The sequence below is a fragment of the Rathayibacter sp. RFBD1 genome, from assembly GCF_002932915.1.
Lineage (GTDB): Bacteria > Actinomycetota > Actinomycetes > Actinomycetales > Microbacteriaceae > Rathayibacter.
This window is the reverse complement of sequence record NZ_PSWQ01000003.1, coordinates 1-22,115: the sequence shown is the minus strand read 5'-3', so window position 1 is coordinate 22,115 and position 22,115 is coordinate 1. Positions and strand designations below refer to the sequence as shown.

Here is a 22,115-nt window from a genome sequence, read left to right as displayed (position 1 = left end):
TCCTTGCAGCCGCCTCCCCAGGTCCCTCCCTGCAGCCCTTCTCCACAGTTCCCCGTACCCCCGGGGCGGCGTCGGAGGCGGCGGGTAGAGTTCCCCGGGTGACAGAGCCCACCGCGACAGCCCTCCCCGCCCCGCCGCTCGCCGACCCCTCGGCGGAGTCCCGCGGCGGCGTCCGGAGCGACGCGGCGAGCGGCGCTGCGGGCTCCGGATCCTCCGAGGCGCAGGCGATCCTCGAGAAGGTCTTCGGCTACGGCTCCTTCCGCGGCGAGCAGCAGGCCATCGTCGAGCAGGTGATCGGAGGCGGCGACGCCGTCGTCCTGATGCCCACCGGCGGCGGCAAGTCGCTCTGCTACCAGATCCCCGCCATCGTGCGCACCGGCACCGGCGTGGTCGTGTCCCCGCTCATCGCGCTGATGCAGGACCAGGTCGACGCCCTCCGCGCGAACGGCGTCCGCGCCGAGTTCCTCAACTCCACCCAGGACGCGGGCGAGCGCAGCCGCGTCGAGCGCGCCTACCTGGACGGCGAGCTCGACCTGCTCTACGTCGCTCCGGAGCGCCTGGGCAACGAGGGCACGAAGCAGTTCCTCGCCCGCGGCCGGATCGCCCTCTTCGCGATCGACGAGGCCCACTGCGTCAGCCAGTGGGGCCACGACTTCCGCCCCGACTATCTCGCCCTCGGCGAGCTCGCCGAGCGCTGGCCCGACGTCCCGCGCATCGCCCTCACCGCGACCGCCACCGAGGCGACGCACCGCGAGATCACCTCGCGCCTGCACCTCGGCGCCGCCCGCCACTTCGTTTCGAGCTTCGACCGCCCGAACATCCAGTACCGGATCGTCAACAAGGTCGAGCCGCGCAAGCAGCTGATCGACTTCCTGCGGCGCGAGCACGCGCACGACGCGGGCATCGTCTACGCACTCTCCCGCAAGAGCGTCGAGGCGACGGCCGAGGCGCTGCGCTCGGCGGGCTTCGACGCCGTCGCGTACCACGCGGGCCTCGACTCGCGGGTGCGCGCCGCCGCCCAGTCGCGGTTCCTCCGCGAGGAGGGCGTCATCGTCTGCGCGACCATCGCCTTCGGCATGGGGATCGACAAGCCGGACGTGCGGTTCGTCGCGCACATCGACCTGCCCAAGTCGGTCGAGGGCTACTACCAGGAGACGGGTCGCGCCGGCCGCGACGGACTGCCGTCCACCGCCTGGCTCGCCTACGGCCTGCAGGACGTGGTGCAGCAGCGCCGGATGATCGACGAGTCGCCGGGAGACCTGGCGCACCGTCGGCGGATGTCCGCGCACCTGGACGCGATGCTCGCGCTCTCCGAGACGGTCCAGTGCCGCCGGGTGAACCTGCTCGCCTACTTCGGCCAGGAGAGCACCGCCTGCGGCAACTGCGACACCTGCCTCGAGCCTCCCGCCTCCTGGGACGGCACGGTCGCGGCGCAGAAGTTCCTGTCGACGGTCGTCCGCCTCAAGCGCGAGCGCAACCAGCAGTTCGGCGCCGGTCACATCATCGACGTCCTCCGCGGCAAGACCACGCCGCGCACCACCCAGCACCAGCACGACGGCCTGGCCACCTGGGGCATCGGCGCCGAGCTCAGCGACACCCAGTGGCGCGGAGTCGCCCGCCAGCTCCTCGCGCAGGGCCTTCTCGGCGTGAACGACGACGGCTTCGGCACGCTCGTGCTCACGCCCGCGTCCGGCTCCGTCCTCAGCGGCGAGCGGAAGGTCGAGCTGCGGCAGGAGCCGGAGAAGCCGGCCCGCTCCAGCGGATCCTCCCGCGCCGGACGGTCCACCGTGGCCGAGCTGTCGGGTGAGGCTCAGCCGCTGTTCGAGCGGCTCCGGGAGTGGCGCGCCGCGCAGGCCCGCGCGCAGGCGGTCCCGGCCTACATCGTCTTCAACGACGCGACCCTCCGCGAGATCGCGACCGCCGAGCCGGCGACGATGGACGCGCTCAGCATCATCGGCGGCGTCGGCCAGAAGAAGCTGCTCACCTACGGCGAGGCCGTGCTCGCCGTCGTCGCGGGGGAGAGCCCCGAGATCGCCGTCCCGGAACCCGGTGAGGAGGCTCCCGCTCCCCGCCGCGCGCCGGCCGCTCGTGGCGGGTCGTCCCGCTCGCAAGGGGCGAAGCCCTCGTTCGGCCGCGAGTCGTCCGGTCCGCCGGTGTCCGCCGCGCAGCCGCCGGAGGACGACTGGGTGCCGCCGGACGAGCCCGACTGGGAGCCCGGCTGGGACAGCTACTGATCCGTCGCTGAGGCGCGCGGTTCACCGCCCGCGACGGAGGCGGGCGCCGGCGCGGGAGATCGTGTTCCGGGCTCCGCGTCGGCGATCGTGCCCATCTCGTCACCGACGCGAGCGACCTCGGCCCGAGGCGCCGGCGAGCGCCCTCAGCCGTTCGCGCCGGTCGACGCCATCCACCCGCCGAGCAGCGTGCAGCAGAACGACACCGCGAGGCCCGCCACCGGCACCCAGAACGCGATGCGCCGCCGCACCAGCAGCACGATCGAGACGGCCAGCGCCGCGAGGAACGGCACCCACACTCCTCCTGCGGCGAGGACCATCCCGCCCTCGATCAGGCCGATGTCGCAGGCGTTCGATCCGCCGCACGAGTCGCTGGCCATCGCGAAGAACAGCCCGAAGAACGACAGCAGCAGCGTCACCGCGGAGGCCACGAGGATCAGCACGATCGTCAGCACCAGGTCCCAGACGCGGACCGGGCGCCGATGGGGCACACCGGATCCCGGCGCGGCCGGAGGCGCGGGAGGCGCGGCCGCGACGTCCACGGGCGGCGCACCCGGAGTCCGGGGAGGCGCTGCCGCGACGTCCGCGGGCGGCCCGGCCGCCGGGTGTCGGGCGGGCGGAGGGGGAGGCAGCGGCGGCTCGCTCATGCCGAGAGACTAGCGAGGCGGCCTCCGGTGCGGCGTCGCTCCTCTGTTGGGATCCGCAGGGACAGTCCGTTCAGCACACGGACGAGCCTCCCCCTCCTCCGCTCCCGTCGGCAGGGACAGCCCCAGCGCACAGACGAGGCGCCCCGCCCCCGCCTGGTCGGTTCCGACAACGCGCTTCCGCCTCCGCCTGGCGCCGTTTGTGCCCGGGCGACGGAACGTTTCCGCCGCGCCGCCGAGCGACCTACCGTGCGAGGACCGCCTCCGCTGCCGCGCCCGTCGGCGCACGACGCACCGGGAGCGGCCCGAACCGCAGACGGTCGAAGGGACACGAACACCATGGTCAGCACCGCTCCCCACCCCCGCTCCGCCGCCGACGCCGCCGACCGGGCGGCCACCGGGCGCACGGGGGCCCGGCGCTCCCGCTCGGGCTCCATCGCGCCCACGCCGCCGGTGGACTCCCTCGGCTCCGAGGTCGACGCGCGCCTGGACGAGGACGGCGCCCCCGCCGTCGACGTCGCCGCCCTCGGCGAGACCCTCCTCGGCGCCTGGCGCGAGCAGCGCCTCGCCAGCCGCGCTCTGACCGCCCGCCCCGAGCTGCACCGCACCGACGGCCTCCCGATGAAGGAGCACCGCCTCCGCGTCTCGGAGCAGATGCGCGTGCTCGCGGCCGAGGGCGGCGTGCACCGCGCCTTCCCGGTCGACCTCGGCGGCGAGGCCGACCACGGCGGCAACATCGCCGGCTTCGAGGAGCTGGTCACCGCCGACCCCTCGCTGCAGATCAAGTCCGGCGTGCAGTGGGGGCTCTTCGGCGCCGCGGTCCTGCACCTGGGCACCCGCCCGCACCACGAGAAGTGGCTGCCGGGGATCATGAGCCTCGAGATCCCGGGCGCCTTCGCGATGACCGAGACCGGGCACGGCTCCGACGTCGCGTCGATCGCCACGACCGCCACCTACGAGGACGGCGAGTTCGTGCTGCGGACCCCGTTCCGCGCGGCCTGGAAGGACTACCTCGGCAACGCGGCGGTGGACGGGCGTGCGGCCGTCGTCTTCGCGCAGCTGGTCACCCTAGGGGTGAACCACGGCGTCCACGCCTTCTTCGTCCCGATCCGCGACGAGCAGGGCGCGTTCCTGCCCGGCGTCGGCGGGGAGGACGACGGCCTCAAGGGCGGTCTGAACGGGATCGACAACGGCCGCCTCCACTTCGACGGCGTCCGCGTCCCGCGCGAGAACCTGCTGAACCGCTACGGCGACGTCGCCGCCGACGGCACCTACTCCTCGCCGATCGCGAGCCCGGGCCGCCGCTTCTTCACCATGCTCGGCACGCTGGTGCAGGGCCGTGTCTCGCTCGACGGAGCCTCGGTCGCCGCGGCGAAGATCGCGCTGACGGTCGCCGTCACCTACGGCGATCAGCGCCGCCAGTTCACCGGCGGCGGCGAGCGGGAGGAGGTGCTGCTCGACTACCAGCGGCACCAGCGCCGCCTCCTGCCGCGCCTGGCCACCACCTACGCCGCCGCCTTCGCGCACGAGAAGCTGCTGACGGCGTTCGACGAGGTGTTCTCCGGCGCGAACGACACCGAGCAGTCGCGGCAGGACCTCGAGACCCTCGCCGCGGGGCTGAAGGCGCTCTCGACCTGGCACGCTCTCGACACGCTGCAGGAGGCGCGCGAGGCCTGCGGTGGCGCGGGCTTCCTCGCGGAGAACCGGCTCACGCAGCTGCGCGCCGACCTCGACGTGTACGCGACCTTCGAGGGCGACAACACCGTGCTCCTCCAGCTGGTCGCCAAGCGCCTGCTGACCGACGTCGGACGCCGCTTCAAGGGCGCCCAGCCCGCGGAGCTGGCGCGCTATGCCGCCTCGCAGGTCGCGGGGGCGACCGTCGACAACTCGGGTCTGCGCCGTCTGGCCCAGGTCGTCGCCGATCGCGGATCGACGGCCCGCTCGGTCGGCCAGCTGCGGGAGGACCAGCGCGAGCTGCTCACCGGCCGCGTCGAGAGCATGGTCGCGGGGATCGCCTCACGGCTGCGCCCGGCGTCGAAGCTGCCCTCCGACGAGGCGGCCCGCCTGTTCAACGCGCACCAGAGCGAGCTCATCGAGGCGGCGCGCGCGCATGCCGAGCTGCTGCAGTGGGAGGCGTTCACGGAGGCGCTCGCCGGCGTCGAGGACGCGGGCACGCGCACCGTCCTCACCTGGCTCCGCGACCTGTTCGGCCTGGGCCTGATCGAGAAGCACCTCGACTGGTACCTCATCCACGGGCGCCTGTCGTCGCAGCGAGCGGTCGCGGTGACGTCCTACATCGACCGCCTGCTCGCCCGCATCCGCCCGCACGCCGCCGACCTGGTCGCGTCGTTCGGCTACGGGCCCGAGCACGTGCGCGCGGCGATCGCGACCGGCGCCGAGGCGGAGCGCCAGGAGGAGGCGCACGCCTGGTACGAGGCCGCCCGCGCCTCCGGCACCCTCCCCACTCCGGAGAAGCGCCGCTGAGCCCCTCCGCGGGATGCCGCTCCGGTACGCGACACGCCGCGCGAGGCGTACCGGAGTGGGATCCCGCGGAGACAGGACGGGCAGGGGCGCGTCAGGACGCGAGAAACGCCAGTGCCTGGTCGCGCTCGGCGCGCAGCTCGAGCACGGACTCGTCGATGCGCGCGCGGGAGTGCGCGTCGATCTCGAGCCCCTCGATGATCCGCCACTCGCCGTCGACGGAGCGGACCGGGAACGAGGAGATCAGCCCCTCCTCCACCCCGTAGGAGCCGTCCGACTCGACGGCGGCCGAGGTCCACGACGTGCCGTCGACCCAGTCGCGCACGTGGTCGATCGCGGCGGAGGCGGCGGACGCGGCCGAGGAGGCTCCACGGACCTCGATGATCTCGGCGCCGCGCTTGGCGACCCGCGGCTCGAACTCCGTGTGCAGCCACTCGGCGTCGACCAGCTCGGGCACCGGCCGTCCGCCGACGGTGGCGTGCGTCGCGTCGGGGTACTGCGAGGCGGAGTGGTTGCCCCAGATCGCGACGCCCTCGATCGCGTCGACGGGGGCGTCGAGCTTCGCGGCGAGCTGCGCGACCGCCCGGTTGTGGTCGAGTCGCGTCATCGCGGTGAAGCGGCCGGCGGGGATGTCCGGGGCGCTGCGCCGCGCGATCCAGGCGTTGGTGTTGGCCGGGTTGCCGACGACCAGCACGCGGATGTCGGAGGCGGCGTGCGCGTTCAGCGCGGCGCCCTGAGGTCCGAAGATGCCCGCGTTCGCGGCGAGCAGGTCGGCGCGCTCCATGCCCGCGCTGCGCGGCCGGGCGCCCACGAGGAGGGCGACGCTCGCGCCGTCGAACGCGGCGGCCGGGTCGTCCGTCGCCTCGATCCCGCGGAGGAGGGGGAAGGCGCCGTCCTGCAGCTCGAGCGCCGTGCCCGCGGCCGCGCGGAGGCCGGAGGGGATCTCGAGCAGGTTCAGGCGGACGGGGACGTCCGGCCCGAGGAGCTGACCCGAGGCGATGCGGAACAGGAGCGCGTAGCCGATGGCGCCTCCCGCTCCCGTGACCGTGACCGTGACCGGAGTGCGCTGCTGGTTCATGCGCCGAGCGTATTCCCGCCGGCTGGGGGAGGGGGAGGAGTCAGCCGGACGGCGGGCCCTCGGCGGGAGGCGCCGTCGACCCGCGGAGCACGAGCTTGTTGCGCAGCCGCACGTGCGGCTCGGCCACGCTCCCGCCGTCGATGAGCGTCAGGAGCGCCCGGGCGGCAGCGCGCCCGACGCGGTGCAGCGGCTGCCTCACCGTCGTGAGCGCGGGGACCACCCGGGAGGCGTCGGGCACGTCGTCGTAGCCCACGACCGACAGCTGCCCCGGCACCGAGAGGCCCAGCGCCCGGGCCGCCTCGATCACGGCGATGGCGGAGGCGTCGTTCGCGGCGAAGACCGCCGTCGGCCGGTCGGGCAGCAGCAGCAGCTCGTGGGCGGCGACGAGGGAGGGGTCGTGCCGGTAGTAGCCGATCCGCACGAGCGCGGGGTCGTAGGGGAGGCCGGCGTCCGCGAGCGCCCGCTGGTAGCCGGCGCCGCGCCGGTGCGACGACTCCAGGTCGGGTCGGCCCGCGACGAAGCCGATGCGGCGGTGGCCGAGCCCGATCAGGTGGCTCGTCGCCAGCTGCGCTCCGCCGAAGTCGTCGGTCGCCACCGAGTGCAGCTCGGTCTGCGCGGTCAGCGGATCCACGACGACGAGCGGCAGGTCCGACGGGGGGATCACGCCGGAGGGAGTCACCAGGATCGCTCCCGCTACGTGCGCCTCGGTGAGGCGCCGCAGGGACTCCTGCTCCCATCCCGCCCGGCCCCGGCGGCTCGCCCCGCTGCCGGCGAGGAGGTCGAACCGGGTCCCCCGGAGCGCCGTCGCCACTCCCTGCAGCACCTCCGTGCCGAACGGCTCGAAATCGCCCAGGAGCACGCCGATGACACCCGAGCGCTCCGCGCACTCCGTCGTCACGACCTCCTGCTCGGCCTCCGCCGTCGCCGCCCCTGCGGACATCCTCGTCCCCTCCCGCCGTCCCCGCCCGGCCGCGGCGGAACGCGGTCATCGCCTCGCTGCGCTGCTCCGGACGGTTGGGAACACGTCCTTGCAATCGGGAATGTTCCCGGTAACATTGCCCGCAAGACTAGCTGAGGGAAAGCTCAGCAGTCGAGAGAGACGAGTGTCGGGCAGCCTTTCTCCCCTCAGTGCTGAGGGGGTCGAGAGCTGGAGCTCGCGTGGCCACGCTGTGGAAGCCGCCGCGCACGAGCCGTCCGCCGCTCTCCGCGCGTCCTGCGCTCCAGGCGCGGCCGAACGCCCCTCGGGCTGCGCCGCGCTCCGTCATCTCGCGGCCTCGGGCCGCGCCACCACTCCGCGCCGTCCGGCGCTCGACCTGATCGGCGACGATGCCGATCGAGTGAGGAACACCATGTCCACGCGACGCACCCCCCGACCCCTCTGGCTCGTCCGCTCGGGCGCCGCTCTCGCCGGCTGCCTGCTCCTGTCCGGCGTCGCCGCCGCGGCTGCGGCCGCCGACACCGAGTACGGCTCCGACGACGTCGACGTGAACGTCAGCATCGAGGAGCTGGAGCAGCCCGGCGCCCTCTCGATGTCGATCGACGGCACCTCCGCCACGCTCACCGAGGAGGGCTCCACCCCGACCGTGCGCGCGTTCACCGGGCAGCTGCCCGACGTGACCGTGACGGACACCCGGACCGTCGACGAGATCCCGGCCGGAGCCGGCTGGTACGTCCTCGGCTCGGCGAGCGCCTTCACCGGCGACGCGGACCAGGAGGACATCTCCTCCGACCACCTCGGCTGGACGCCCGTCCTCGTGGACGGCGGCGAGTCGGGCCTGGTGTCCGAGGGCGACCCGGTCGACACGATCCTCGACGAGGGCGCCGACGCCGTGGGGCTGTTCGACCAGGAGCTGCTCGCGCTGTCGCTCGACTCGCAGGAGACCGCGACGGACGGGTCCTGGACCGTGTCCGCGGGCCTCACTCTGAAGACCGAGGCCGACGTCGCCCCCGGCGACTACTCCTCCGTCCTGACGCTGTCGCTGTTCGAATGACCCCGATGCGCGCAGTCGCCTCCACGGCGATCGGCGCCCTCCTCGCGGCGGGCCTGCTCGCCTCCGGCGCGGCTCCGGCGACCGCGGCCGGCGCGTGGTCGCCGAAGGCCTCGTACACGTCGACGGACCGCGGCGACGGCACCTACTCCGTGCCGCTGCTGAACGCCGACGTGCCCGACGTCAGCGTCGAGCGCGTGCCCGCGTCCGAGAACGACGAGGGCCGCGACATCTACTACATGATCAGCACCACGATGCACCTGAGCCCGGGCGCCCCGATCATGAAGTCCTACGACCTCGTCAACTGGGAGATCGTCAACTACGTCTTCGACCGGCTCGAGATCGGCGACCGCTTCTCGCTCCGCAACGGGCAGAACTCCTACGGCAACGGCCAGTGGGCCTCGTCGCTGCGGTACCACGACGGCCGCTACTACGCGGTCTTCAACACCAACAACCTCGGCGGCTCCTACCTCTACTCGACCGACGACATCGAGGACGGGGCCTGGACCCGCACGGCCCTCGGCCGCGCCTTCCACGACCCGTCGCTCTTCTTCGACGACGCGGACGGCGGCACGCCGTACATCTTCTACGGCTCCGGATCCACCAGCGCCGTGAAGCTGAGCGAGGACCTGACGACCGTCGTCGCCGAGTACCCGAACATCCTCCGCACCTCCGACTACCCGGGAGCCGGCTACCTCGGCGGCCTCTTCGAGGGCGCGCAGGTGCAGTACATCGACGGGCAGTACTACATCGTCATCATCACCTGGCCCTCGGGCCAGGGCCGCCAGGTGGCGCTGTTCCGCTCGTCCGAGCTGCTGGGCCGCTACGCGACCGCCGACGGCAGCAACCCCTACGAAGGCAAGGGCGTGCTGAACTCCAGCGGGTTCGCCCAGGGGAGCCTCGTGCCGATCGCGAAGGAGGACGGCTCGACCGCCTGGCACGGCATGTTCTTCCGCGACAGCTTCCCGACCGGCCGCATCCCCGGGCTCATCCCGGCGACGTGGAAGGACGGCTGGCCGACGTTCGGGACGAACGGCTCGGTGCCGGTGGGCGGGAGCTTCCCGAAGCCGATCCGCCTCAGCCCCGAGGAGGAGCTGTTCGAGCGGCAGAAGAGCATCGTCGTCTCGGACGACTTCGACAACGACGCCCCGGCGAAGGCCTACCAGGACGAGTCGTGGACGATCCCGCCCGCGCCCGCTTACGACGCGTCGCTGCTCGGCGTGCAGCTGCTCCAGAACCCGGGAGCGGAGTCGGGGACGGCGCCGTGGGCAGGCCAGTTCGGCGCGACGCTGTCGGCCGACACGACCGACCCGGCGTCCGGCACCGCCGCGCTCCGCGTGGGCACCCGCACGCTCAACGGCTCCGGCCCGAGCCAGGTGCTGGCGAACAAGCTGCAGCGCGGCGTGACCTACACCGTGTCCGCGAAGGTGAAGTACACGACCGGCCCCGCGTCGGTCCGCTTCAACCTCTGCGCCGACTTCGGCGCGGGACCCGTGACGATGGCGTCCGCCGCCGTCACGCAGGGGCAGTGGACGACGATCACGGGAACCTACACGGTGCCCGAGACCGCGAACGTCGGCAGCGTGAAGTTCGCCGTCGAGACGCCGTGGGGCAATCCGCAGCCGGCGTCCTCGAGCACCGAGTACCTGCTCGACGACGTCTCGCTCGTCGGTGCCGCTCCCACCCTCGAGCGCCCGACGGCCGCCGAGATCGAGCCGAACGGCTCGACCCTCGCCCTCCCCTGGCAGTGGAACCACGCCCCCGACAACCGCTACTGGTCGCTGACCGAGCGCGAGGGCTGGCTCCGCCTCACCAACGGGAAGGTGCTCAGCGGAACAGCCGCGCACACGCGTCTCTCGGGCTCGCCCGAGATGACGTACCTGGAGGAGGCGCGAAACACGCTCTCCCAGCGCATCGTGGCTCCGAAGCAGTCGGCGGAGGCGGCGTTCGACGTCTCCGGGATGAAGGACGGCGACGTCGCCGGCCTCGCGGCCTACAACCGCGGCTTCTCCTACGTCGCGGTCAAGCGCGTGGACGGCGTCACCACCGTCGGCGTCGTGAACCGCAGCCAGCCGTTCGCGACCACGTTCGATCAGGCGGCCGTCGAGTCCTTCCTCCCCGGCACCACCGCCGCCCTCGGCGACGCCTCGCAGTTGCGCCTGAAGGCCGACCTCGAGCTCTCGGCCCCGGCCGGACAGCTCTGGACGACCTTCTCGTACAGCCTCGACGGGACGAGCTGGACGAAGCTCGGCAGCCGCGTCGGCCCGCAGACCCTCGACGGTCAGCTCACGCACTTCATGGGCCACCGCCTCGGGCTGTTCAGCTACGCGACGAAGACCGCCGGCGGCCACGTCGACGTCGACGAGTTCCTCCTGAGCGACACCCTCTCCTCGGAGGGGAAGGCGCTCGACCGCTCGCAGCTCGACGCGGCCGTCGCCCACGCGGCGACGCTCCGCTCCGACGACTACCCGGCCGACGCCTGGTCCGACCTCCAGTCGGTCCTCGCGAAGGCGCAGGCGGTCGGCACCGCGGGAACGCAGAACCAGATCGACGCCCCGGAGCGCGCGCTCAGCTACCAGCTGGCCCGCCTCGGGACGCTGAAGGAGGCGTCGCTCGACGTGACCGCCGCCGCCGCGACCCGCTGCATCGCGGGGAAGGTCGTCGTGACCGTGCGGGCGACCAACGCCGACGACGTGCCCGTCGCCCTCCGGATGGAGAGCGCCTCCGGCACGAAGACGGTCGCCGCGCTCGCACCCGGCGCCACGACGAGCCACGCCTTCACCACGCGGGCGGCCTCGGTCCCCGCCGCCGAGGTGGTCGTGACCGCGACCGCCACCCTCGACGGCGAGCCGGTGACGACCACGGTGAGAGCGCCCCATCCGGCCGCGTCCTGCGGCTGAGCACTCCGGGGGCGGCCCGCGCGGCCGCCCCCGCCCCCGAACGCGTCAGCGGCACCCGTCGCCGACGATCTCCTGCACGACACGATCAAGGAGGATCCGTGAGATCACCACAACGAGAAGCCGCTCCGAAGGGGCGGTTGCGGCTGAGGCTGCTGGCCACGGCCGCGCTGACCGCGCTCCTGGTGGCACCCTTCGCCGCCCAGACCTCGTCCGCCGCTGAGGCGGAGCTCATCGTCAACGGCGGCTTCGAGAGCGGCATCAGCAGCTGGTTCGTCAACAACGGCAACGCCGCCGACGCCGGCACCATCGCGACGACCACGGACGCGCGCACCGGCACCGCCGCAGCGCTCGTCACCGGCCGCACGACCACCGGCGCGGGCGCCATGCAGGACCTCAGCGGCAAGGTCGTCGCCGGCCAGACCTACCAGGTCAAGGCGCAGATCAAGTACGAGAACGCCGCGAGCCCCGCGACCAAGCAGTTCTTCGCCACCATGCACTACGGCGGAGGCACCTACACGAACCTCGCGAGCGTCACCGCCACGAAGGGGCAGTGGGCGACGATCAACGGATCGTTCACCATCCCCGCCGGGCAGAGCGTCGCGACCGCGCGCCTCTTCTTCGAGACGCCGTGGACCGCGACTCCCTCGGCCGCGCCCGAGACGCACCTCATGGACTACAAGCTCGACGACGTCTCGCTGGTCGGAGCGGCGCCGCCCGCGCCCGCCTCGCGCACCATCGAGGTCGTGGGCAAGATCCCGGGCGACCACAACCCGCTCATGGGCTGGAAGTTCGGCGCCGACGGCTTCGGCTTCGTCGAGAACGGCCGCGTGTACATGTACATGACGAACGACACCCAGGGCTACGCTCCGAACCCCGCCACGGGCGTCTCGGCGGGCATCGACTACGGCAAGATCAACCAGATCACCGTGATCTCCTCGGACGACCTCGTCAACTGGACCGACCACGGCGAGATCCAGGTCGCCGGCTCCACCGGAGTCGCGCCCTACACCGGCAACTCGTGGGCTCCCGGCATGGCGAAGAAGACCGTGAACGGCGTCGACAAGTACTTCCTCTACTACGCCAACGGCGGCGGCTCCAGCAACGTGATCACCGGCGACTCGCCGGTGGGCCCGTGGACCAGCCAGCGGACCTCCACGCTCATCAACGCGTCCACCCCGGGCGCCGAGGCGGTCGCGTGGAAGTTCGACCCGGCACCGCTCGTCGACGACGACGGCCAGGGCTACCTGTTCTTCGGAGGCGGACCCGCCTCGACCGCACTGCCCGCGGCCGAGCGCTTCAACAACCCGAAGAACATCCGCGTGATCGAGCTCGGCGACGACATGATCTCGACCCAGGGCACCTCCGCCGTCGTGGACGCGCCCGTCGCGTTCGAGGCGGCCCAGGTGTTCAAGCGCCAGGACAAGTACTACCTCTCGTACTCGTCCCACTTCGGCGGCAACGATTTCGGCGGCAACCAGACCCGCGAGCCCGGCTACCCGGGCGGCGGCGAGATCGGCTACATGATCTCGGACGACCCGATGTCCTGGCCCAAGGAGAACTACGCCGGCGTGATGTTCCCGAACCAGAGCCGCTTCTTCGGAGCCGGCACCGGCGGCAACAACCACCAGTCGGTCTTCGAGCTGGGCGGCAAGTACTACTTCACCTACCACGCGCCGACGCTCAACAAGCGGATCAACGGCGACACCACCCAGGGGTACCGCAGCCCGCACATCCAGGAGCTGCAGTTCAACGCCGACGGCACGGTGCAGCAGGTGGTCGGCGACTACAAGGGCGTCGACCAGGTGAAGGACTTCGATCCGTACCGCACCTTCCCGGCCGAGACCATCGGCTGGAGCAAGGGCATCGCGACGGCGCCGCTCGGCACCCCCGCCGCGGGCGCGACCCAGAACCTCGTGCTGAAGGACCTCGACAACGGCGACTGGACCGCGCTGTCGGCCGTCGACTTCGGGGACACCGGAGCCGCGACGTTCACCGCGAAGGCCAAGGCGCTGCAGGCCGGCGGCACCGTCACCGTCCGCCTCGACTCCGAGACCGGGCCCGTCGCGGGCACCGTCGCGGTGAACGGGACGACCGGTGAGTGGACCGACGTCAGCGCAGCGCTGACCGGAGCGACCGGAGTGCACGACGTGTTCTTCAGCTACTCCGGACCCTCCGGCGACCTGTTCGAGCTCGACACCTTCGCCTTCACCGAGGGCGAGGCGGCTCCGGCTCTCGACATCACGGCGAGCGCGGCGACCCGCTGCATCGCGGGCAAGGCGATCGTCACCGTCCAGGCGAGCAACGGCTCCGACGTCCCCGTCGGCGTGACCTTCACGTCGACGACCGGCACGAAGTCGTTCACCTCGGTGGCGCCCGGCAAGACCGTGTCGCACGCCTTCACCACCCGTCAGGCGAACCTGCCCGCCGGTGCGGTGACCGTCGAGGCCACGGCCACGATGAACGGCGCCCCCGTCGAGACGGAGGTGAGCGCTCCGTACGCGGCGCGCCCGTGCTCGTAGCGCACGGCTGAACCACCGGGGAGCGCCCCCGGCCCTGCGGGGCCGGGGGCGCTCCTGCGCGTGCGGGGGGAGATCTCGATACGCCCTCCGGGGCTGCTCGATCAGCATGTTCGCCGTACTGCTGGTCGAGCAGCGGCGCCTCGAGACCCCAGCTCGGTCAGCGGGCGTCGGCCAGGCGCATCGTGCCGCCGGCCTGGGCGGCGAAGGCGCGGGCGGTCGCCGCGATGGTGCGCTGCATGACCCGCGCCGCGGCGGGCGGCGCGAGGTCCGCCGGGCGCGCGAGGCTGATCGTCCGGGTCAGAGTGGGCTTCTCGAGCGTCGGCTCCTCGATGCGGATCGAGCGCAGGCCCGGGCGCCCCTGCAGCACCATCGCCGGGACGACCGCGACGCCCAGGCCCCGCTCGGCGAAGCGCAGCACCGCGTCCATCTCGGCGCCCTCCAGCACCACGTCCGGCTCCAGGCCCGCGGCGGCGAACGCGGCGTCGGTCGTGCGGCGCAGGTCGTAGCTGGAGTTGAAGACGATCTGCGGGAGGCGGGCGACCGCGGCCAGGTCGAGCGCGCCGGTCGCGGCGAGGGGAGGCTCTGCGGCGGAGGAGACCACGACGAGCTCCTCGACGAGCAGCGGCGTCACCGTGAAGGCGCCGGGAGCGGCCGCGGTCGAGGTCGTCACCAGCGCCAGGTCGAGCTCGCCCCGTGCCAGCCGGTCGAAGAGGCTCCGCGACCCGTCCTCGGCGAGGTGCAGCTCCACGGCGGGATGCGCGGAGTGGAACGCGTGCAGCACCTCCGCGACGAGGCTGATGCAGAGCGTCGGCGTCGCGCCGAACCGCACCCGGCCGCGCTCGAGCCCGGCCAGCTCGGCCAGCTCGCGGCGCACCGATCCGGCGTCGGCGAGCATGCGCCGGGCGAGCGGCAGCAGCAGCTCCCCGGCCGGTGTGAGGGTGCTGCCGGAGCGCGCCCGGTGGAAGAGCTCGGAGCCGAGGTCCTGCTCCAGCGCGGCGATCCGGCGGCTCAGCGAGGGCTGCGCGAGATGCAGCTCCTCGGCGGCCCGGGTGAAGCTGCCGAGGCGGGCGACCTCGACGAATCCGGTGAGCTGCTCGAGATCCACATGCATACCCTATGCGCATGTCCGTGCCCAGCATTATGCATTGGAGTAATCGAAGCGCCGTGCCTAGCGTGGAGGCATGACCACTTCAGAGACCACCGCACCGGAGCGTCGGATCTCCACCTCCGTCCTCGTCATCGGCACCGGCGGATCGGGCCTGCGCGCCGCGATCGAGCTCGCCGAGGCGGGCGTGGACGTCCTCGCGCTCGGCAAGCGCTCGAAGTCGGACGCGCACACCTCCCTCGCCGCCGGCGGCATCAACGCCGCCCTCGCCACGATGGACCCCGACGACAGCTGGCAGCAGCACGCGGCCGACACCATCACCGAGTCCTACCAGCTCGCCAACCCGCACACGGTCGAGATCGTCACCTCCAACGCCGCCCGCGGCATCCAGGACCTCGAGCGCTACGGCATGCCGTTCGCCCGCGAGGACGACGGCCGCATCTCGCAGCGCTTCTTCGGCGCGCACACCTACCGCCGGACCGCCTTCGCGGGCGACTACACCGGCCTCGAGATCCAGCGCACGCTCGTCAACCGGGCCGCCCAGCTCGAGATCCCGATCCTGGACACCGTGTACGTCACGCGCATCCTCGTCAACGAGGACGGAGCAGTGTTCGGCGCCTACGGCTTCGACCTCGTCGACGGCACCCGCTACCTGATCCACGCCGACGCGGTGATCCTCGCCGCGGGCGGGCACAACCGCATCTGGCGCCGCACCTCCTCCCGCCGGGACGAGAACACGGGCGACTCGTTCCGCCTGGCCGTCGAGGCCGGCGGGCGCCTGCGCGACCCGGAGCTGGTCCAGTTCCACCCGTCTGGCATCATCGAGCCCGAGAACGCGGCCGGCACGCTGATCTCCGAGGCCGCGCGCGGCGAGGGCGGCATCCTCCGCAACGGCCTCGGCGAGCGCTTCATGGGGAAGTACGACGCCGAGCGCCTCGAGCTCTCGACCCGCGACCGCGTCGCCCTCGCCTGCTACACCGAGATCAAGGAGGGTCGCGGCACGCCCAACGGCGGGGTCTGGCTCGACGTCTCGCATCTGCCGCGCGAGACGATCATGACCCGGCTGCCGCGGGTGTACCAGACGATGCTCGAGCTGCAGATGCTCGACATCACGAAGGATCCGATCGAGATCGCGCCCACGGCGCACTACTCGATGGGCGGGGTCTGGGTGCGCTCGGACGACCACAGCACCGACGTCCCCGGGCTCTACGCGATCGGAGAGGCCTCCAGCGGACTGCACGGCGCCAACCGCCTCGGCGGCAACTCGCTGATCGAGCTGCTGGTGTTCGGCCGGATCGTCGGGCAGGCGGCGGCGGAGTACTCCGCCTCGTTGACGGCCCAGACCCGCTCGGCCGCGTCCGTCCGGGTCGCCCGCGACGAGATCGCCGGCCTGCTCGCGGCCGACGGCACCGAGAACGTCCGCGCCCTGCAGCGCGCGATCCGCAACACGATGACCGAGCACGCCGGAGTCGTCCGCGACGAGGAGGGCCTGCTCGCCGGGCTCGCCGAGCTGGACGCGATCGAGGCGCGCATCGCCGGCATCGGCGTGCACCCGGACATCGCCGGGTTCCAGGACCTCGCCCACGCCTTCGACCTCAAGTCGGCCGCGATGGCCGCGCGGGCCACCCTCGAGGCAGCGCTCGAGCGCCGGGAGAGCCGCGGCTGCCACAACCGCAGCGACTACCCGGACATTGACCCGGCCCTCCAGGTGAACCTCGTCTGGTCGCCCTCCACGGGGATCACGCGCGAGGAGATCCCCGCGGTGCCGGAGGAGATCCAGACGCTGATCAGCGGCGAGGTCGCCACCGCGGGCAAGCTGCTCGAGTAGCCGGAACCGCGACGGCACGACGCCGGCTCCCTTCCGAGGGGCCGGCGTCGTGCTGTGCGCGGCGCTCGCCGCCCCGCCCGGATCCGCACCGCCGGTTCGTCGGCGCAGGCGCCGCGCTGGTCTACGGTGAAGCCACGGTGCCGCCGGAGCATCCGTCCAGGAGGAGCAGACGATGCCGCCCGAAGGCCAAGGATTCTCGCCCGAGCCGCTCCAGAACATCGTCGAGCGCCTGGCGGGGGTGCTGGGGCGCTCGGTCGCCGTCGACGACGCGGAGCTGCAGCTCCTCGCGCACAGCGCCCACTTCGGCGACGAGGACTCCGCCCGGGTGGAGTCGCTGGTGGGGCGCTCGGTGACGCCGGAGCGGGCGGAGTGGGCCCGGCGTGCGGGCGTGCTGCGCGCGACCGCGGCGTTCTTCACCGACGCGGCGCCCGAGCTGGGCCTCCGGCGGCGGTACGTCGCTCCCGTGCGGGTCGACCGCGAGCTCGCCGCGGTGATCTGGATCATCGACGACGAGACCCTCACGGCCGCGGACTTCGACGCCGTCGACCGCGCGGTCGACGACATGCGGACGGTGCTCGTCCGCCGCGCGATGACCTTCGACGACGGTCTCCAGCAGGTCGAGGCGCAGGTGCTCGCGCTCCTCTCGGACCGGTCGGACGACCGGGTCGACGCGGCCGAGGAGATCGCGGCGGCGGGGATCTTCCGCGGCTGCGTCGCGTACCAGGTGCTCGGCCTGGTGATCGCGAAGGGCGAGGGCGACCGCTCGATCGGCGCCCCGGTCCGGGTGATCGCGCGGGCCGTCGCCCAGCACAGCTCCGGTGCCGCCGTCGCGCGGACCGACCAGGGCGTCGTCGTGCTGGTCGGCTACTCGGTCGCGCCCGCCGAGGACCGGATCGCCGCGCTCGTCGAGTCGCTCCGCCGCGGCCTCGACGGCGCGGGCATCGCGGCGACGATCGGGGTCGGGGCGCTCGTGCCCGGGCTCGACGGCGTGCTGCACTCGCACGAGCAGGCCGAGTGCGCGGCGCGGGTCGCGGGAGCGACGGAGGCGGGCGCGGTCCGCTGGGACGAGTCGGGGCTCGACGGGATGCTCGCGGCGCTGCTCCCCGAGGCGCTGCGGTCGCACCTGGTGCCGCCCGAGCTCGGGCGGGCCATGCAGGAGCAGTCCGAGGACAACATCCTCGCGGTGCGGACCTTCCTGGCGAACGCGGGCAACGTCGTGCAGACCGGCGCCGACCTGCATCTGCACCGCACCACCGTCTACTACCGGCTCGGCCGCTTCGCCGAGACGACCGGGCTCGACCTCGCCGACGGCGACACCCGGCTGATGCTGCAGCTCTGGTTCCGGATGTCGCCCTACGTCCGGATCACCGAGGGCTGACCCTCCGACAGCCGTCGAGCCGCCCCCTCCGCCCCTTCGACAGCAGCACGTGCCCCCGGGACCCCCGCTCTGCCTACCATCGGGCATGCCTTCGAATCCTGGACCCGTCTGCGTCGTCGGCGCGGGCATCATCGGCGCCTCGGCCGCCCTCCACCTGATCGAGCTCGGCGCCCGCGACGTCACGGTGATCGACGCCGGCTCGCCGCTGAGCGGCACCACCCCGGCCGGAGCCGGCTTCGTCGCCCGCTACGGCGCCGACAGCAACCGCCGGATCGGCACCCACGCCGTGCCCCTCGAGGAGTACGGCCTCTCCTTCTACCGGGGCCTGCACGACGCCGGCGTCGAGATCGAGTTCGCCGCCAACGGCAACATCGCGATCGCCCGCACCGAGACGACCCTCACCACCCTCGTCGAGGGCATCGTGCGCCACTCGCTGGCGTCCCCCGGGACCCGCGCGCTGGACGCGGACGAGGTCGCGTCGATGACCTTCGGCGCGGTCGACCCGGCGAGCGTCGTCGGCGGAGTGCTGCTCCCCGAGGCGATCCAGGTCACCACCGGGCTCGCGCTCCAGGAGGTCCTCCGCCGCGCGGAGGCGCTGGGCGTCCGCTTCTCGTGGGGCACCGAGGCGACCGGGATCCGCCGGGACGGCGACCGGGTGACCGGTGTCGAGACCACGGCGGGCGTCGTCGACGCGGCGACCGTGGTGCTCGCCGCCGGAGCCTGGACCCCGGCGCTCCTGGGCACCGTGGGCCGGACGCTCCCGCTCATCCCCACCGTCGCCACCCGCTTCGTCTCGGAGCAGGCCGGCCTCTCGCCGCTGATGCCGACGATCCAGAGCCTCGACCTGGGCCTGTGGCTGCGCGAGCTGCGCGGTGCGTTCTCGTGGGGCGGCGGCTTCGCCTACCGCCGCGTCTCGGTGCTGGAGCGCGAGGAGGGGCTGGAGCGCGCGTTCGCCCGCCCCGTCTCGCCGCAGCTGATCGAGGCTCAGCGCGACTACCAGGCGGCCGTCGCCGAGGTGTTCCCGGCGCTCGCAGGGCTCGGCACCGCCGAGATCATCCAGGGCATGCCCGTCTACTCCGTCGACGGCGGCCTCTACATCGGGCCCGTCCCCGCGTGCGACGGCCTCTGGGTGCTGGCGGGCGACAACGAGTCCGGAGTGACGCACGGGCCGGGCATGGGCCGTCTCGTCGCCGAGATGATCACCGGCACCGAGCCCTTCGCCGATCCGGAGCCGTTCCGCCTCGACCGCGTCGACCCCGCCCTCTACCCGGACGAGGCGTCGATGATCGCCGAGATGGCCGGCGACCGGGTGCTGAAGGCGATGCGCTGAAGGCCGTGCGCTGCCACCCGTGCGCTGAAGGCCCGGCGCTGAGCCGCTGACGTGCACGAGAGCCGGCCGTCCCTCCCGCTGAGCGGTGGGGGCGGCCGGCTCTCGTCAGTCCTGCGGCAGGGCCAGGGCGTCGAGGACCGCGGCCTCCGCGGCGACGGCGCGGTCCAGCTCCCGCAGGTCGACGTTCTCGTCGGGCCCGTGGACCCTCGACTCGGCGTCGGCGACGGCCGTGATGCAGAGGACCGACTCCGGGAACGCCGCGGAGAGGGCGCTGACGACGGGGATGCCGCCGCCGCCTCCGAGCAGGTCGGGCGAGCGCCCCCACGCGTCCTGCAGCGCGGCGACCACGACGCCGGAGATGCGCGCGTCGCTCCACGGCTCGCTCCGGCTCACCTCGTCCACGCGCACGTGCGCGCCGAAGGGCCGCTGCGCGAGCAGGTGCGCCCGGAGCGCGGCGGCCGCGTCGTCCATCGCGAGTCCCGGCGGCACCCGGAGCGAGAGGCGCGCGCGCACCCGGGGGACCAGCACGTTCGCCGACTCCGCGATCCGCGGCGCGTCGATCGCGAGCACGGAGAGGGCGGGAGAGGCCCACAGGGCGGTCGCGAGGTCGTCGGCGACGTGCACCCCGTCGAGCAGTCCGAGCCGGGCCCGGAAGGCGTCCGGATCGACGCGGGCGGTCGCCGGGGCGCCGACCCGCAGCCCCGGCACGGCCACCTCGCCCCGCTCGTCGTGGAGGGAGGCGGCCAGCCGGCAGAGCGCGGTCAGGGCGTCGACCGCTCCTCCGCCGTTCACGCCGCTGTGCGCGGGCTCGTCCATCACGGCGACCTCGACGTCGACGGCGAGCAGCCCGCGGAGCGACTGCGTCAGCGACGGAGTGCCGCGGGCCGCGTTCACGCCGTCGTTCACGAGGACGAGCGCGGGCGCCTCCTCCAGGGCGAGTCCGGCGAGCAGGGCGGGCGCACCGGGGGAGCCGACCTCCTCGCCGCCGTCGAGGACGACGACCAGGCCGAGCCGCCGGTCGGGGCCGAGCTCGTCGATCGCTGCGAGGTGTGCCACGACCCCGGCCTTGTTGTCGGCGCTGCCGCGTCCGGTGACCACGTCCCCCCGGTGCAGCGGCACGAAGGGGTCGGAGGTCCAGCCGGCGCCCGCGGGCTGCACGTCGTGATGCGCGTAGAGCAGAGCGGAGGGGACGCCGGGGAGCAGTCCGCGCGTGCCCACGACCGAGGGGCGGCCGGCGTCGTCCTCGACGAGCCGGGCGTCGAAGCCGCGCTCCCGCAGGGCATCGGCGAGCAGGGTGGCGCTCCGGCGCAGGTCGCCGAGGCGCGAGGGATCGGCCGAGACGGTCGGCAGGGCGATGAGCTCGTCGAGCAGCCGGGCGCGCTCCCGCCGGTCCATCAGGCCACCGCCCGGACGGCGTCGTCCTCGGCCGCGACCTCGGCCAGCGCGGAGGCGAGCCGGTCGACCGCGGTCCGGGGGACGCCGGCCAGGTTGATCCGCCCCGACGGGAGCCCGTAGGCGCCGAAGTCGTGCTGGAGGCGGTGCATGGCCGTCGGCGACAGCGGGAGGGAGAGGAACAGGCCCCGCTGGTCGCGGAGGGCGGCGAAGCGGGCGGGGGCGCCGGCCGCGAGAGCGCCGCCGATGAGGCCGTCCCGGAGCCGGGTGACCCGGTTCCGCATCCGCTCGAGCTCGTCGCGCCACGAGCGCTCGAGCTCCTCGTCGCCGAGGATCGTCGCCACGATCGCCGCTCCGTGGTGCGGGGGCTGCGAGTAGGCCGCCCGCGCGATCGCCTCGAGGGTGCTCATCGCACCCGGAGTGCCGGACGGGTCCAGGAGGAGGAGGGCGCAGCCGACGCGCTCGCTGTAGAGGCTGAACGCCTTCGAGCAGCTGACCGAGACGACGCCCTCCGGCACGCGGGCGAGCAGCCGCCGCATCCCCGCGAGGTCCTCCTCGAGGCCGTCGCCCAGCCCGTAGTAGGCCTGGTCGATGAAGGGGATCACGCCCGCCCGGACGATCTCGTCGGTCAGCCGGTCCCACATCGCGGGCGTCAGCGAGGCTCCGGAGGGGTTGTGGCAGTTGCCCTGGAGGAGCACCGCGTCGCCGGGCCGGGCGGAGCGCAGGGCGTCGACGGTCGGCTCCAGCCAGGGGCGGCCCGACGCGTCCAGGAAGGGGACGGCGTGGATGTCGAGGCCGGCCGCGCGCAGCACGGGGGCGTGGTTCACGTAGGAGGGGGCGCCGAGGATCACGCGCCGCCCCGGCTCGAAGTGCGCGAGGAACTCGGCCAGCAGCCGCAGCGCGCCGGTGCCCGCCACGGTCTGCACGCCGATCGCCCGCTGCGCCAGCTCGTCGCCGAGGAGGAGCGAGCTCATCCGCGCCGTGAAGGCGGGGTGCCCGCTCGGCCCCCGGTACTGCTTCGACTCGCGCCGCCCGAGCAGGAGGCGCTCCGCGTCGTGGACGGCGTCCATCACGGGGGCCTGCAGGTTCTCGTCGCGGTAGACGCCGAGGGTCAGGTCGAGGCGGTCGGGCCGGGGGTCGGCGGCGTAGCGGCGGGTGAGCTCCCAGACGGGGTCGGGAGCGAGGCTGTGCGCGGTGACGATCATCGGTGGCTCCTGGAGGGGGTCGGACGGGGGAGGGAG

The 22,115-nt window shown here is 73.5% G+C and carries 14 protein-coding genes; 8 read left to right on the top strand and 6 right to left on the bottom strand.

Going from position 1 to position 22,115, the window contains the following annotated elements; genetic code table 11:
- Window positions 1-98 precede the first annotated feature (98 nt).
- A complete protein-coding gene (recQ, locus tag C5D50_RS01400) occupies window positions 99-2,234 on the top strand; it encodes a DNA helicase RecQ (protein WP_181137263.1) in 2,136 nt (711 codons plus the stop codon).
- A gap of 143 nt (window positions 2,235-2,377) precedes the next feature.
- Here the strand turns inward: recQ and C5D50_RS01395 are convergent, their stop codons facing one another.
- Entirely contained in the window at window positions 2,378-2,878 is a 501-nt protein-coding gene (locus tag C5D50_RS01395) for a DUF6264 family protein (protein WP_219814681.1), read from the bottom strand.
- A gap of 336 nt (window positions 2,879-3,214) precedes the next feature.
- On the opposite strand from C5D50_RS01395, the gene C5D50_RS01390 reads away from it, so the two are divergent.
- Window positions 3,215-5,359 carry an acyl-CoA dehydrogenase gene (locus tag C5D50_RS01390; RefSeq protein ID WP_104282529.1) on the top strand — a complete coding sequence of 715 codons (2,145 nt, stop codon included), beginning with the start codon at window positions 3,215-3,217 and terminating at the stop codon, window positions 5,357-5,359.
- A 91-nt stretch (window positions 5,360-5,450) separates the two neighbouring features.
- Here C5D50_RS01390 and C5D50_RS01385 read toward each other — a convergent pair whose 3' ends face one another.
- On the bottom strand, window positions 5,451-6,434 hold the full coding sequence (locus C5D50_RS01385) for a malate dehydrogenase (protein WP_104224379.1): 984 nt from the start codon (window positions 6,432-6,434) through the stop codon (window positions 5,451-5,453).
- Window positions 6,435-6,474: 40 nt separating this feature from the next.
- Window positions 6,475-7,374: a LacI family DNA-binding transcriptional regulator gene (locus C5D50_RS01380; RefSeq protein WP_104282528.1), complete on the bottom strand. Its 900-nt coding sequence runs from the start codon at window positions 7,372-7,374 to the stop codon at window positions 6,475-6,477.
- Between the two features lie 409 nt (window positions 7,375-7,783).
- Here C5D50_RS01380 and C5D50_RS01375 point away from each other — a divergent pair, with 409 nt between their 5' ends.
- The 3 genes from C5D50_RS01375 (at window position 7,784) to C5D50_RS01365 (ending at window position 13,841) form a co-directional block, all read left to right on the top strand.
- A complete protein-coding gene (locus tag C5D50_RS01375) occupies window positions 7,784-8,425 on the top strand; it encodes a hypothetical protein (protein ID WP_104224406.1) in 642 nt (213 codons plus the stop codon).
- Window positions 8,426-8,430: 5 nt separating this feature from the next.
- Window positions 8,431-11,322 (top strand): family 43 glycosylhydrolase, encoded by a 2,892-nt coding sequence (locus tag C5D50_RS01370; protein ID WP_258069520.1) that lies wholly within the window; start codon window positions 8,431-8,433, stop codon window positions 11,320-11,322.
- Between the two features lie 137 nt (window positions 11,323-11,459).
- A complete protein-coding gene (locus C5D50_RS01365; RefSeq protein WP_104282526.1) occupies window positions 11,460-13,841 on the top strand; it encodes a family 43 glycosylhydrolase in 2,382 nt (793 codons plus the stop codon).
- A 157-nt stretch (window positions 13,842-13,998) separates the two neighbouring features.
- On the opposite strand, the gene C5D50_RS01360 is transcribed toward C5D50_RS01365, so the two are convergent.
- Window positions 13,999-14,952: a LysR family transcriptional regulator gene (locus C5D50_RS01360; RefSeq protein WP_104282525.1), complete on the bottom strand. Its 954-nt coding sequence runs from the start codon at window positions 14,950-14,952 to the stop codon at window positions 13,999-14,001.
- 70 nt (window positions 14,953-15,022) lie between these two features.
- On the opposite strand from C5D50_RS01360, the gene C5D50_RS01355 reads away from it, so the two are divergent.
- The 3 genes from C5D50_RS01355 (at window position 15,023) to C5D50_RS01345 (ending at window position 19,482) form a co-directional block, all read left to right on the top strand.
- A complete protein-coding gene (locus C5D50_RS01355) occupies window positions 15,023-16,774 on the top strand; it encodes an L-aspartate oxidase (protein WP_104282524.1) in 1,752 nt (583 codons plus the stop codon).
- 172 nt (window positions 16,775-16,946) lie between these two features.
- The gene (locus C5D50_RS01350) at window positions 16,947-18,152 is read left to right on the top strand and encodes a CdaR family transcriptional regulator (protein WP_104282523.1); all 1,206 of its coding nucleotides are present in this window, start codon (window positions 16,947-16,949) and stop codon (window positions 18,150-18,152) included.
- Window positions 18,153-18,237: 85 nt separating this feature from the next.
- Entirely contained in the window at window positions 18,238-19,482 is a 1,245-nt protein-coding gene (locus C5D50_RS01345) for an FAD-binding oxidoreductase (RefSeq protein ID WP_104284032.1), read from the top strand.
- 105 nt (window positions 19,483-19,587) lie between these two features.
- Here C5D50_RS01345 and C5D50_RS01340 read toward each other — a convergent pair whose 3' ends face one another.
- Both C5D50_RS01340 and C5D50_RS01335 read right to left on the bottom strand, forming a co-directional pair.
- Window positions 19,588-20,877: a M20/M25/M40 family metallo-hydrolase gene (locus C5D50_RS01340; protein ID WP_104284033.1), complete on the bottom strand. Its 1,290-nt coding sequence runs from the start codon at window positions 20,875-20,877 to the stop codon at window positions 19,588-19,590.
- The gene (locus C5D50_RS01335) at window positions 20,877-22,079 is read right to left on the bottom strand and encodes an aromatic amino acid transaminase (RefSeq protein ID WP_104284034.1); all 1,203 of its coding nucleotides are present in this window, start codon (window positions 22,077-22,079) and stop codon (window positions 20,877-20,879) included. Before C5D50_RS01335 ends, C5D50_RS01340 begins: the two co-directional genes overlap by 1 nt.
- Window positions 22,080-22,115: the final 36 nt, after the last annotated feature.